Origin of the sequence: Paenibacillus vini, from assembly GCF_018403325.1 — a bacterium.
GTDB classification, from domain to species: Bacteria; Bacillota; Bacilli; order Paenibacillales; family Paenibacillaceae; genus Fontibacillus; species Fontibacillus vini.
Genome location: NZ_BOSL01000002.1, coordinates 258,479 through 270,878 on the forward strand (window position 1 = coordinate 258,479; position 12,400 = coordinate 270,878).

Here is a 12,400-nt window from a genome sequence, read left to right on the forward strand (position 1 = left end):
AACGCGAGCAGCTCCTTCTCGTCCCTTGGGATGAGAAGGAGCTTTTTGTCGTTTTCGGCAGATATAAATTAATTGTGGAGGATGATTGAAGATGAAATGGGATGAATTGACACTGGCTCAGCAGGAAGAAGTAGAACGCCAACTGCAGGTGATTTCCCGCGGAGTTGTAGAAATTGTGCCGGAGGACGAATTAAGACAGAAAATCATGAAATCGGTGGTTACCGGAACACCGCTGAATGTGAAGCTCGGCCTTGATCCTTCAGCGCCGGACATTCATGTGGGTCACACTGTAGTTTTGCAAAAGCTGCGTCAGTTCCAGCAATTTGGACATCAGATTCAGCTCATTATCGGGGATTTCACAGGGAAGATCGGCGATCCGACGGGGAAATCGGAAACCCGCAAGCAGCTGTCCGAGGAGGATGTGCAGCGGAATGCCGAGACATACCGCCAGCAAATTTTTAAAATTCTGGATCCGGAAAAAACGAAGGTATTCTTTAACTCGGAATGGCTCGCGCCGATGACGTTTGAAGAAGTGGTCAAGCTGGCGGCAAAAGTTACCGTAGCCCGGATGCTGGAAAGAGACGACTTCACCAAGCGTTATCAGAACGGCCAGCCGATCAGTATTCATGAATTTTTCTACCCGCTCATGCAGGGGATGGATTCGGTTGCGCTGCATACCGATATCGAGCTTGGAGGTACGGACCAGAAATTCAATCTGCTGATGGGCAGAACGCTGCAGAAAGAATATGGCCTGGAGCCACAGATTGCTATTATGACACCATTGATTGAAGGTCTTGACGGTGTGCAGAAGATGAGTAAAAGCCTTGGGAACTACATCGGTATCGACGAGGAACCGAACGAAATTTACGGGAAATCGATGTCCGTGCCGGACGATCTCATGCTGAAATACTTCGAGCTGGCCACTGACCTGAGTAATGAGGAGTTGGCCGTGCTTAGCGAAGGCGTCAAGCTAGGGGCTGTCCATCCGCGCGATGCCAAAATGCAGCTGGCTTACACTTTTGTACGCATGTACCATGGCGTCGACGCAGCCGATGCGGCACAGGAGCACTTTATTACCGTCTTCCAACAGCGGGCGCTTCCGGAAGATATCCAAGAGATTACGGTGGCTGCAGGAGAACTGAATGACGGTAAAATCGGCCTGATCAAGCTATTGTCGCTGCTCGGATTTGCGGCTTCCAATAGTGAAGCCCGGCGCAGTATCCAGCAGGGTGCGGTCAAGGTGAACGAAGAGAAGCTTACGGATCCGAATGCCGAAATCACTATTGCGGATGGAGATGTCATCCAGGTAGGTAAACGTAAATTTGCGAAGCTGCTGGTGAAATAAGAGAAAAGGGGCCCTGCGGCCCCTTTTTTTATATTGTTTTTGAAAATAGAGCCGAACGAGCATTAATTATAGACGCTTCGGTGCCATATAATCAGAACAGAATGGTATAGACTCCGGCTCCACGTTTTAATAGAGACTAAAAAACCGGCCAAACCCCAAAGGGGTTGGCCGGTTTTGGAAATTCTTAACGGTTGTAGAATTCGACGATTTGTTTTTCGTCGATATCTTGGGACAGCTCGGAACGTTCAGGCAGACGGATGAACTTGCCTTCTACTGCACTGTCGTTGAATTCCAGGTAAGCTGGAAGATGCGAGCGGTTTTCCAAAGCTTCTTTAACAGAAGAAAGGCTGCGGCTTCTTTCACGAAGACCGATTACGTCGCCAAGGCTTACACGGTAAGAAGCGATATCCACTTTCTTGCCGTTCACGGTGATATGACCGTGGGAAACCAATTGACGAGCGCCAGCACGGGAATTTGCAAAACCAAGACGGTATACCAGGTTGTCCAGGCGGCTTTCAAGCAGCGCCATGAAGGTTTCACCGGCGATACCAGGCATTTTTTGCGCTTTAGCGAACAAAGTGCGGAATTGCTTCTCACCCAAACCGTACATGTGGCGCAATTTTTGTTTTTCCAAAAGCTGCATGCCGTAGTTGGAAATTTTTCTCCGTTGGTTAGCACCATGTTGTCCCGGAGGGAAAGGGCGCTTCAAATCTTTGCCAGTGCCGCTCAGGGAAATGCCGAGACGACGGCTGAGTTTAAATTTAGGACCAGTGTAACGTGCCATTGTATAGGTAGACTCCTTTTAAATTGAAATTTTCGGTGTAGGGTTCTACTTGCGCGGGTTTTGTTTGGGCGGGCGGAGGATAGTTTAATCCGCTCTCTGGCAGGAGAGTTCAGCCGCTGTCCTGTCAGCAACAAAAACCGAGAGGGTGCTTCGCATGCGTTACGCCCTAATCAAGATCCTATCCAGATCTTTATCAACAATAAATATTATATGAAATTGGGCGGTAAAGTCAAGCGGGGGATTTTGTTTTAAAAGGAAGAATCGTGTCGATAGGGCTTACGTCCTAAAATAATTGGGTAAAATGAAGGAATTTTAATGCAAAACCATCTGGATGATAGTAAAATAACATATAAACAAGGAACGGATCAAAGCTTACTGTAATAAAGGCGCAACTCAAGGCAGAGTCAAACGGCTTCGTTTACATTATGTCGCTGCGGGCTGGACGCAGTGAAAAAGGAGCTTTTTCATGACAAAACAATCAAGAGATGACCCGACGCAGTCGTTTAAGCCGAATATAAGCAGTACAAGCATTTCTTTGCCGCATTTGACTGAAGGAGAAGAGCAGGAGGACCAGATAAATTGGCTGGGGTTGCTCGATATAACATCCTATGACTTTCCTTATATAGCTTCCCTGCTTCAGACCGCATACGCCGACTGGCTTGTGGAAATGACGGATGTTCCAGCTCCTTGCCCCGTAGAATGGTTTGCTACGGACTTTAAAGGTGAACTCCTGAAACCGGGGACAACCTATCCAGAGAATGAGCGGGCTCTCGATATCGCTACCGAGGTAGCCCAGGCCTGTCTGATTCGCCGGGATGTTGCCACCTCTACCTCAGGAACAGGGCATTGTATCGCAGTTCCGATTGTGACACGGCATACGAAGGAAGTATTTGCGGTGCTGGGTTGTCAAATCGCAAACATGGATGAGGCCGGAATCAGTTTTGCGCAAGGATGGGTAAAGATGGCTGCCGGATATTTCCGGACATGCTTCTACAAGAGATTTGAGTCTCTGTTCGTCTTGGACTTGCTTCAAGTCCAGAAGCAGGCCAAGCGGGAGGAATACAGAAGGTCCATCCTGTTCCAGGTTGTTCAAAAATTGCATGACCAAATAGATGTTGATTCGGTGCTTACCGAGGTGTTCGAACGGATTGCAGGCATGTATCCCGGAGCGAAGGTCGAGCTGCTCATGTCGCAGGATCATCTTAGCCGCGATCCCCGGGTCAAATCGCTCCAGCTTCAAGGAGAGCGGGATCACATGTGCGTCCGGGCGTTTATGGAAGGCCGGATGCTGCGGACGGAGAAGCGGGGTAAGGATGACAATACTTACTTGGAAATCGCGGCTCCGCTAGTAGGCAAGCAGGGAGTTTACGGAGTGTTTCATTTGGTGATGCCCCGCGAGGAAGTCGAAGAGGTGGATCTGCAGCTGATCGGAATGCTGGCGGACACGGCGGGCTCGGCTTTTGAGAACGCGAAATTGTACGAGCAGTCCAATCTGCTGGTCAGTGAACTTCGGCTCATTAACGAGCTGACCAAACGGCTTAACCAGAGCCTCAGACTCAAAGAGGTGTTCAAGTTCGCTACAGAGGAATTGTTGTCCATCTTTCGGGCGGAGTATTGCTGTATTTCTCAAATCGACAAAGACAGCGATTTCTTTGAAATTATGGCTTGCAACATTCCGTCGCTCTCCAAAGAGAATTTTCCGAAAGACTATGGTTTTAGCGGACTTGTCTTCTCTACCAGGGAACCTATCATTCTGTCCGACTATAAGGCTTACGGCAACATAACGTCCAGACTGATGGATGAAACAGGTGCCCGTTCACTGATCGCTGCTCCCCTGGTCGTTCGGGGCGAAGTCATTGGCGCGATTATGCTGGCGCACCGTGAGGATCGGTTCTTTTCGTACGAGAATTATAGATTGCTGCAGGTGTTATCCTCGCATATCGGGCTGGCGATCGCCAACGCTTCGCTGCATGCCGAAGTACAGCGGATGGCCAATCACGATATGTTGACCGAGCTGTATGCGCGGCGGTATTTGGATGACCGGATTCAAGAACTGATGAAGCGGGATGAAGGCGGCTCATTGATCATCGTAGACATCGATTTGTTCAAACAAGTCAATGATACTTACGGCCATCAGGCCGGGGACAAAATATTGAAGCAGGTGTGCTCCATCATCAAAAGCACGGTTCGCAAAACGGATATTGCGGCCCGCTGGGGCGGGGAGGAGCTGGCAATCTACCTGCCTGGAGCGGACGTGCACAGCGGCTACCAGATCGCCGAGACGATCCGTCTCCGGGTGGCGATGGAAACGGAGCCTCAGGTTACGGTGTCTTGCGGAATTGCGGAATGGAACCATGACAGCGAGAAAATCAGCGTCGAATCCCTTTTCTATCTGGCGGATATGGCTTTATACGAAGCGAAGAAAAACGGCAGGAACCGGACTGTAATCGGATTTCCTCCTAATGAATGACTTATCTGAAATGTTTGATGATTCAGAACGTCCCTCGGGACGTTCTTTTTATTTTGATATGCGAATAGATTCCTCTTGTCGGGTTAGGCTACAGCTAACATACCTTTTCCGGTTGCAGAGTCTGCTTCTCGGAGATAGAGAGGCGCTAATCACGATGCAAAGGACATATTTCAAGATGGGCTTGGTGTGGTGCGTGGTTCTGACATTGTCGGCTTGTGGCCTCAAAGACGCGAAAACGCCCGAAGAATGGTTCAAATTCTCCTGGGCGGGGTTGGCAGGATGCGATTCGCTGACATTTCGCGGCAGTGCGGCGATTTTTCGCGGAGGGAATTCCAAGATGGAGGATGCCGTGAATTTTACGGGGAAGCTAAAAGATCATCACCAACTGGCGATTCAAACCACCTTGCCGTCTTCCACGGGCAATAACGGTGAAACCGACGGGGTACAAGCGGCCGGAACCCATCTTAATACGGCATATAAGGCAGAGCTGCAATGGAACGATGGAAGCTGGAATCTGAAATCCAATAAAACGGATGTCAATAATCTCGGCATTGCGCGGTTGAACCCGCTGGATCAATTAGAAGAAATCCGAGCCCAAAAGAAAACGATCAATGTGGAAAGCGGGGCTGCAAGAGGAACGAAGGTGCTGCGAATCGAGCTCGATCCGAAGGAATCCGCACAGAGGCTACAGGCCAAATTGGCGGACGAAATGGAGGCGGTCAAAGCGGGCTGGGAAGAACAGCTTCTTAAAGTTAAGGCTGAACGTCGTCCGAAAGTGAAACTTGAGTTGGAACAAGCATGGTCGGAGGGAAGGGACCAGTTAATGACTATGCTGAATCAGGCGGATGCCAGGGTCGTTTATCATTTAACTATAAATCGAAATTCCGGCCTGCCGATCCGGCTTTCTTCCGAAACGGAGCTGACCTATATCAACGCATCGGGAAGTCACGAAACGGAGGTATTGCGGACGGACAGTCGGTTTGAACAATTCCGCTGAACCGGGGATGGGCTGACTTCAAAGAAACACCGTGTTACAATAGAAGGGTATAATTAACCAATGTTCAACTTTCTGCGGATTCTTTTTTGAAGCCGCTCCGGGCTCCGAGCCCGTTATTTTTTGAGGAGGCGAGTGCTGTTATGCGAGATCCAAGAATACAGAAACTGGCGGAAAACCTGGTAGGCTATTCGGTTGATGTCCAGCCTGGAGAAAATGTACTGGTAGAAATGATCGGCGATGAACGGGATTTGCTTAAAGCCGTGATCGAGGAAATCGGCAAGAAGGGCGGCAATGCCTTTGTTGAGTTGACGGACAAAACCGTTCAGCGTACCCAATTGATGAATGCCACGGAGGAAGGAATCAAGGCGTGGGCGGAATATGATCTTGTCCGGATGAAAATGATGGATTGCTACATCGGCATCCGTGCGGGGGCTAACGTCAATGACATGTCCGACGTGCCTGAAGATAAAATGAAGCTGTACAATTCGCTGTATTCCCATCCTGTACATAGCGAGCAGCGGGTAAAACGTACGAAATGGGTCGTGCTCCGCTATCCGAATGCAAGCATGGCTCAACTGGCTAACGTCAGCACGGAAGCCTTCGAAGACTTCTACTTCGACGTATGTAACCTGGACTATGCGAAGATGGATCGCGCCCAGGACGCGCTGGCGGATTTGATGAAACGTACCGACAAAGTTCGGATTACCGGACCGGGAACAGAGCTTTCTTTTTCGATCAAAGGGATCGGGGCTGAGAAATGCTCGGGACAAAAAAATATTCCGGACGGCGAAGTGTATAGCGCACCTGTGAGAGATTCCGTAAACGGGACGATCAGCTACAACGCCGCCACGCTGTATAATGGCGTTACTTTTGAAAACATCAAATTCCGGTTTGAGAACGGAAAGATTGTGGAAGCGACCAGCAACGACACGAAACGCCTGAATGATATTCTGGATTCCGATGAAGGCGCCAGACATATCGGGGAATTCGCGATCGGCTTCAATCCATACATTCTGCATCCAATGAAGGATATTCTGTTTGACGAAAAGATCGCCGGCAGCCTTCACTTCACGCCGGGTCAGGCTTATGAGGATACCGACAACGGCAACCGTTCGTCGATCCACTGGGATCTCGTGCTGATTCAGCGGCCGGAATACGGCGGCGGGGAAATTTACTTCGACGATGTTCTTATTCGTAAGGATGGGATCTTTGTGCTTCCGGAGCTTGAAGGGCTTAACCCCGAGAATCTGAAATAAGAGAAAATCCCTTGCCTGGAAAGCGGATTCAATGTATCATAAGATTATGTTATTTCAAAGTTAGACACGGAGGGATTGCTATGGCCACTAACAATGAAGCAGTTGTGGAAATTGCTCAAACAGCAGGGAAGTATACTTCATCCATTGTACTGCAAGCGGACAACAAGTACATTGATGTTAAAAGTATCCTCGGTCTTTTCACTACCCTGGTGAACACGAAGAGTTATGAATTGCATGTTCACGGACCGGATGCGGAAGAAGCTAAAGCTGCTGTAGCTGAAGTATTCGCAAAACACGGCTTGGACGTGAAAATAGTGGCTGAATAAGCTAGTTCTGGAAATACTCCTGCCCTATCGGGGCGGGAGTATTTTTATATGTTAGCCGTTTATTTGGCGAGGTTCTTGTATTGGTCCCCGATTTCGTCTAATATTATGAATAGAGTAGATGTGTGGATTTTGGAGGACATAGGGGGGATGAACATGACTTCATCTGATTTACAGGAGCAACTGAATCTCAAAGCGCTCAATCTTCTGAAAGAAGATGCGGATAAAATAGAAAAGCTGATCGAAGTTCAGATGGAGAATCTGGCTACGCGTTACTGCCCACTCTATGAGGAAGTATTGGATACCCAGATGTACGGGTTCTCCAGGCAGGTCGATTATGCAGTGCGCATCGGATTGGTTCAGGAGACGGTAGGTAAACAGATCTTGAGCAGACTGGAACGTAATTTGGCTACGCTTTATGAGGCCATGAACAATAAAAATTAGAAGCCGGCATATAGCAAAAAGCGCATGACCTTGAATCAAGGGCATGCGCTTTTTTTTGCCGCGAGGCGGATGGAACTATACCAGATAAAAAGAGAAACCGAGAATACAATAAACCGCAATCAGGAGCAAGCCTTCATACCAGTTGGTCTGGCCGTCCTGGGTAATTGACTTCGCTATAAAGACAGCGACGCCGATCGCGGCAAGCTCGATGACCGTAAAGACAATGTCCATCGGTTTGCCGAACAGATGGCTGACGAAGATCAGTACCGGTGCAACAAACAAGGCGATTTGCAAGCTGCTGCCCACTGCGATTTCAACTGCGGCACCGATCTTGTTCTTCATGGCAAGCAAAATGGCTGCGCTGTGTTCGGCGGCATTACCGACAATCGCGACGACAAAGGCGCCGACGAAAATTTCGCTCAGGCCGAACTTGGTTGAGAAGGTATCGAGACTATGTACGAGCCATTCGCTGACAAACGCTACCATGACTGTAGCGACGACCAGATACATAATCGAACGCTTCTTGGACCAAGTCGGTTCGTGCTCATGCGGGAGCTCCTGATCTTCGCTTTCGGTAACATCGGCGAGATAGTTCTTATGGGTGATCATGGAGAAGATCAGCCACAGGATGTAGGCCACAATCAATACACCCGCTACGACGAGACTGAGGACGTTCCGGTCTTCTTCGTGCAAAACGTGTGTATTCAGGAATATGGCGGGAACAAACAGGGCGATGATGGCCACAATCATCAGGGAGCCGTTCATTCCGGCAAGGGAAACATTGTACTTCTGAACTTTGTACTTCAATCCGCCTGCGAACAGGCTGAGCCCAAGTACAAGCAGAAGGTTGCCGATGATGGATCCGGTGATACTTGCCTTAACCATATCGAATTTGGCTTCCCTAATGAGCATGATGGCAATGATCAGCTCGGCTGCGTTTCCGAAGGTGGCGTTCAAAAAGCCGCCAAGGCGCTGTCCAGCGTAATGTGCTACGCTTTCTGTTGCTTTGCCCAGGAAACCGGCGACAAAGATGACCGCAACCGCGGAGATGATGAATTCCAAAGTTGCCGACCAATGAGCGTAGTGTCCAATGGCGCTTAGTACGAAGAAAAGGACGAGCAGTCCGGGAGATAAGTATTTTTTCATTTCAACACCTCCAAATTCAATATAACCAATAACGTAGTGATTATAAACGAAAGTTAGAAAATGGTCTATATTTGCTTAAAAGGAAATTAGCATTTACAATGAAGAATAATGAGGTTGAAGGAGGAATGACCATGACCGAGCAGTTGCAACTCGATATGGGGCTTATTCGGATTTCAGATGACGTTGTTTCCAAAATTGCCGGAATGGCTGCCTTGGAAACTCCTGGTATAGCTGCTATGTCCGGGGGATTATCTGAAGGATGGGCCAAACGATTAAGCGGCAAAAACGTGCAAAAGGGCGTTACCGTGGAAGTCGGTCAATTGGAAGCGGCGATCGATCTCCGGATCATCGTGCTGTACGAGACTCCGATTCATGAAGTATGCCGGATGCTGCAGCAAAATGTACGGGAAGCTGTGGAAAATATGTCCGGACTGAAGGTTGTTGAAGTGAATGTCAAGGTGGAAGGCGTCGCTTTTAAAGACGACGAGCTTTGATAGAACGGGTAAACGATCAATTCAGACAGGGTTGCCTCTATAACATGGGGCAACCTATTATTTTTGAGTAATGCAAAAGCGCGAGTAACGGGGTTCCCCGATTACTCGCGCTTTTTTACTTGAATATGTGGTTAGCCCTGATGGCGTCTCCGGTGGCTCCAATCGTACGAAGCGGATTCCTTAACAACGACGGATTTCGTTTTCTCCTGCTTGGAGGGAAGTGTGGATTCCCGTGAAATGCTCAGGACGATCCCCATAGCTACCATCATAACGAGCAGGGAAGAACCCCCGTAGCTGATAAAGGGAAGCGTGACCCCGGTCACCGGAATCGTTCTCGTGACCCCGCCGATATTAATGAACGCCTGGATGGCGATCAGACCCATGATGCCGACACCCATCAAAGTACCGAAGGTGCTGTGGGAGCGAAGGGATACAAGCAGGCCTCGCCAAATAAAGTAAATATAAAAAATCAGGAAGATAATAGTTCCGATAAATCCGAATTCTTCCCCGATCACGGAGAAAATAAAGTCGTTATAGGCATTCGGCAAATAATGCAGCTTCTGAATGCCTTGTCCGAATCCTGTCCCGGCGAATCCGCCGTGCCCGATTGCGGTCATGGATTGGATCAGGTTATACCCCGTATGTTGGGGATCTTCCCAAGGGTCGATGTATGCTTGAATTCTTCCCATCTTGTAGTTGTTCTCCGCCGCGGCTGATTCGCTCGGGTTGATCTTGTCCCATAGCGCTCCGACGCCCATGACGATACTGGCGCCCAGGATCAGCAGGGCGATCGATCCCATAATATGCTTCAGATTAGCGCCGCCCGCAAAAATAATCAGTCCCGCCGTTGCGACGAGAATGAGGCAGGAGCCAAGATCCGGCTGGAGCATAATCAATCCGGCGACAAAGCCGACGATGACCATGACCGGAATGTAACCGGTCCGCAGATCGCGGAAGCGTTCGCCCTTTTTGGAAATAAGAGCCGACAAATACATGATGGTAGTAATCTTGGCCAATTCCGTCGGCTGAATGCCCAGCGTCCCGACTTTAAACCAACTGCTGGCACCGTTGATGCTCCCGGAAAAAGGAACGATCATCAGCAGGATGATCGCCAGAATAAATATCGGAACAAACAATTTCTTATACTTCTCATAAGGAATGTTCATCGAGATAAACATACCGATGAGGCCGACCGCCCCGAAGGCGATCTGACGTTTGGTGAAGTACATCGGGTCGTAATTAAACTTTTCGCTGACTTGAGCAACGCTGGAGCTGGAGCTGAACACCATGACAATCCCGAAGCCCACCATCAGCAGAGTGAGAATGAGAAGCTGGAAATCGGGAGTTCCGCGCCGGGGCTCTTCTTTGTTGTCTCTCATGGGTGTTATGCCTTAGGCCTCCAAAAGTTGCTTCAGCTCGGCGAGCTTATGGCTGGCGGTCTTCATCACCAGCGCAGGAATTTCGGATTCGTATTCCAGACCGTGAGGGAAAGTGGCCCGCCCCATGTAGACCGCTTCAATGGCCAGAACCGTGTCCGGACGCTCCAATTTGCCTTCAACGGCGCGCGTATTAATGCGAAGGAAGTATTCTTCATTGTTAAACTCAATTTTATAATCGTATGTAGCTCTGTAATATTCCCATTGCCAACGAATGAAACCTACCTTCTCGGCAGATTCATCCAAATAGGCCAAATCGCTCTTAAGTCCATCCAAACCTGTATTTTCAACAATCATCTTTCCGAAGGCCTCCTCCAAAAGTTCGTAAAAAAGTCATGAAAGTTCTCTTCCCATGATATTATGTTTCCATCAGTTGTGCAAGCATGGGAAAGCCTTGAAGAAAGTGACGTTTTCTCCAGTTTGCCGCATGGAACGCCTCATATTAAGGAAGTCCGTTTTCTGATACAATGGGAGAAGGGATTTGCTGAAAAGGAAGTGAGGCAGAATGCAAAAGGAAGCGCTTCAAGCTTTGTTTCCATCCATGGTGGAGCACAGACGTTATTTGCACCGGCATCCGGAGCTGTCTTTTATGGAGAAGGAAACCTCCGCATTTGTCGCGGATCGGCTTCGCGGACTCGGGATTGAGGTTACATCCGGCATCGGAGGATTCGGATTGATCGGCATCATACGCGGCTCAAAACCGGGCAAAACGGTGGCATTGCGGGCAGATATGGACGCCCTGCCGATTCAGGACGAGAAGCAGTGCGACTATGCTTCCCTGATGCCCGGCGTTATGCATGCATGCGGTCATGACGGGCACACGTCGGTGCTTCTTGCGGTGGCGGAATACTATAGTCGTCAAAAGGAAGATCTAGAGGGAGAGATCCGGCTGATTTTTCAACCCGCGGAAGAGGTTTGCCCGGGAGGGGCGGTATCCATGATTGAAGCAGGCGCGCTCAAGGGAGCGGATGTCATCTATGGTGTCCATTTATGGACGCCGATTCCTGTCGGTGTTGCCGGCAGCGCACCGGGACCGCTTATGGCCTCGACCGATGAATTTTTCATCGATATTCAAGGCCGGGGCGGACACGGAGGCATGCCGCATAGAACGATTGACAGCGTGGTGGCCGCTTCGGCTCTGGTGCTTCAACTGCAAAGTGTGGTTAGCCGATCGGTCGATCCTTTGAATCCGGCGGTGGTCACCATCGGCTCGATTCAGGGGGGGACCGCGCAGAATATTATCGCGGACCGCTGCCGTTTAGCCGGGACGGTCCGTTGCTTTGACGAAGAGACAAGGGCGTTGATCCGTACCCGGATTCATGAGATGGCCGAGGGCACGGCTGCGGCTTATGGAGCGGAAGCGACTGTGGATTATATGCTGGGCTATCCGAGCCTGGTCAACGATAATCAAGAGTTCGAACGATTCTACGAAACTGCGGCCACTGCGGCTGGCCTACTGCCGGAGATTTCACCGAAAATTATGCCGGCCGAGGATTTCGCCTATTATTTAAGGGAGATACCTGGCTGCTTTATGCTTGTCGGGGCCGGAAATCCGGAGAAGGACATTATTTATCCGCATCATCATCCCAAATTCGATATAGATGAAGCAGCAATGCTGCACGCGGCTGCGCTGTTGATCGCGATGAGAGATTCATACTGCGCTGAACATGAGTCATCCTCTGGCGCATAAAAATGTTCCCCCTTT

12 protein-coding genes and 1 other annotated feature (1 of these 13 only partly in view) are annotated in these 12,400 nt (G+C 49.6%); of the genes, 8 read left to right on the forward strand and 4 right to left on the reverse strand.

Annotated features, from left to right (window positions below; all coding sequences use genetic code 11):
* Positions 1-29: a binding site (T-box leader), on the forward strand (it extends 238 nt beyond the left edge of the window).
* A gap of 62 nt (positions 30-91) precedes the next feature.
* Positions 92-1,345: a tyrosine--tRNA ligase gene (gene tyrS, locus KJS57_RS04535; protein WP_213653930.1), complete on the forward strand. Its 1,254-nt coding sequence runs from the start codon at positions 92-94 to the stop codon at positions 1,343-1,345.
* Positions 1,346-1,529: 184 nt separating this feature from the next.
* On the opposite strand, the gene rpsD is transcribed toward tyrS, so the two are convergent.
* Positions 1,530-2,129, reverse strand: a complete 600-nt coding sequence (gene rpsD / locus KJS57_RS04540) for a 30S ribosomal protein S4 (protein WP_213653931.1) — start codon at positions 2,127-2,129, stop codon at positions 1,530-1,532.
* Positions 2,130-2,595: 466 nt separating this feature from the next.
* Between rpsD and KJS57_RS04545 the strand changes: the two genes are divergently transcribed.
* From KJS57_RS04545 to KJS57_RS04565, 5 genes are all read left to right on the forward strand, one after another.
* Positions 2,596-4,599: a GGDEF domain-containing protein gene (locus KJS57_RS04545; protein WP_213653932.1), complete on the forward strand. Its 2,004-nt coding sequence runs from the start codon at positions 2,596-2,598 to the stop codon at positions 4,597-4,599.
* Positions 4,600-4,753: 154 nt separating this feature from the next.
* A complete protein-coding gene (locus KJS57_RS04550) occupies positions 4,754-5,596 on the forward strand; it encodes a hypothetical protein (RefSeq protein ID WP_213653933.1) in 843 nt (280 codons plus the stop codon).
* Between the two features lie 140 nt (positions 5,597-5,736).
* Positions 5,737-6,852 (forward strand): aminopeptidase, encoded by a 1,116-nt coding sequence (locus KJS57_RS04555; protein WP_211019699.1) that lies wholly within the window; start codon positions 5,737-5,739, stop codon positions 6,850-6,852.
* An 80-nt stretch (positions 6,853-6,932) separates the two neighbouring features.
* Complete coding sequence (locus tag KJS57_RS04560; protein ID WP_211019698.1) at positions 6,933-7,178, forward strand: HPr family phosphocarrier protein; 246 nt, start codon at positions 6,933-6,935, stop codon at positions 7,176-7,178.
* Between the two features lie 153 nt (positions 7,179-7,331).
* The gene (locus KJS57_RS04565) at positions 7,332-7,619 is read left to right on the forward strand and encodes an Fpa/YlaN family protein (RefSeq protein ID WP_211019697.1); all 288 of its coding nucleotides are present in this window, start codon (positions 7,332-7,334) and stop codon (positions 7,617-7,619) included.
* 75 nt (positions 7,620-7,694) lie between these two features.
* On the opposite strand, the gene cax is transcribed toward KJS57_RS04565, so the two are convergent.
* Positions 7,695-8,765 carry a calcium/proton exchanger gene (gene cax, locus KJS57_RS04570; protein ID WP_213653934.1) on the reverse strand — a complete coding sequence of 357 codons (1,071 nt, stop codon included), beginning with the start codon at positions 8,763-8,765 and terminating at the stop codon, positions 7,695-7,697.
* 131 nt (positions 8,766-8,896) lie between these two features.
* Between cax and KJS57_RS04575 the strand changes: the two genes are divergently transcribed.
* Positions 8,897-9,259 carry an Asp23/Gls24 family envelope stress response protein gene (locus KJS57_RS04575; RefSeq protein WP_211019695.1) on the forward strand — a complete coding sequence of 121 codons (363 nt, stop codon included), beginning with the start codon at positions 8,897-8,899 and terminating at the stop codon, positions 9,257-9,259.
* Positions 9,260-9,390: 131 nt separating this feature from the next.
* On the opposite strand, the gene ftsW is transcribed toward KJS57_RS04575, so the two are convergent.
* Entirely contained in the window at positions 9,391-10,638 is a 1,248-nt protein-coding gene (gene ftsW / locus KJS57_RS04580; RefSeq protein ID WP_213653935.1) for a putative lipid II flippase FtsW, read from the reverse strand.
* A 12-nt stretch (positions 10,639-10,650) separates the two neighbouring features.
* On the reverse strand, positions 10,651-10,992 hold the full coding sequence (locus KJS57_RS04585; protein ID WP_213653936.1) for a YugN family protein: 342 nt from the start codon (positions 10,990-10,992) through the stop codon (positions 10,651-10,653).
* A 208-nt stretch (positions 10,993-11,200) separates the two neighbouring features.
* On the opposite strand from KJS57_RS04585, the gene KJS57_RS04590 reads away from it, so the two are divergent.
* On the forward strand, positions 11,201-12,385 hold the full coding sequence (locus KJS57_RS04590; protein ID WP_213653937.1) for an amidohydrolase: 1,185 nt from the start codon (positions 11,201-11,203) through the stop codon (positions 12,383-12,385).
* Positions 12,386-12,400 lie beyond the last annotated feature (15 nt).

Excerpts from the sequence above, each read along its gene's own strand:
- tyrS (WP_213653930.1), top strand. The coding sequence starts at position 92 with ATGAAATGGGATGAATTGACACTGGCTCAGCAGGAAGAAGTAGAACGC.
- rpsD (WP_213653931.1), bottom strand. The coding sequence starts at position 2,129 with ATGGCACGTTACACTGGTCCTAAATTTAAACTCAGCCGTCGTCTCGGC.
- KJS57_RS04545 (WP_213653932.1), top strand. The coding sequence starts at position 2,596 with ATGACAAAACAATCAAGAGATGACCCGACGCAGTCGTTTAAGCCGAAT.
- KJS57_RS04550 (WP_213653933.1), top strand. The coding sequence starts at position 4,754 with ATGCAAAGGACATATTTCAAGATGGGCTTGGTGTGGTGCGTGGTTCTG.
- KJS57_RS04555 (WP_211019699.1), top strand. The coding sequence starts at position 5,737 with ATGCGAGATCCAAGAATACAGAAACTGGCGGAAAACCTGGTAGGCTAT.
- KJS57_RS04560 (WP_211019698.1), top strand. The coding sequence starts at position 6,933 with ATGGCCACTAACAATGAAGCAGTTGTGGAAATTGCTCAAACAGCAGGG.
- KJS57_RS04565 (WP_211019697.1), top strand. The coding sequence starts at position 7,332 with ATGACTTCATCTGATTTACAGGAGCAACTGAATCTCAAAGCGCTCAAT.
- cax (WP_213653934.1), bottom strand. The coding sequence starts at position 8,765 with ATGAAAAAATACTTATCTCCCGGACTGCTCGTCCTTTTCTTCGTACTA.
- KJS57_RS04575 (WP_211019695.1), top strand. The coding sequence starts at position 8,897 with ATGACCGAGCAGTTGCAACTCGATATGGGGCTTATTCGGATTTCAGAT.
- ftsW (WP_213653935.1), bottom strand. The coding sequence starts at position 10,638 with ATGAGAGACAACAAAGAAGAGCCCCGGCGCGGAACTCCCGATTTCCAG.
- KJS57_RS04585 (WP_213653936.1), bottom strand. The coding sequence starts at position 10,992 with ATGATTGTTGAAAATACAGGTTTGGATGGACTTAAGAGCGATTTGGCC.
- KJS57_RS04590 (WP_213653937.1), top strand. The coding sequence starts at position 11,201 with ATGCAAAAGGAAGCGCTTCAAGCTTTGTTTCCATCCATGGTGGAGCAC.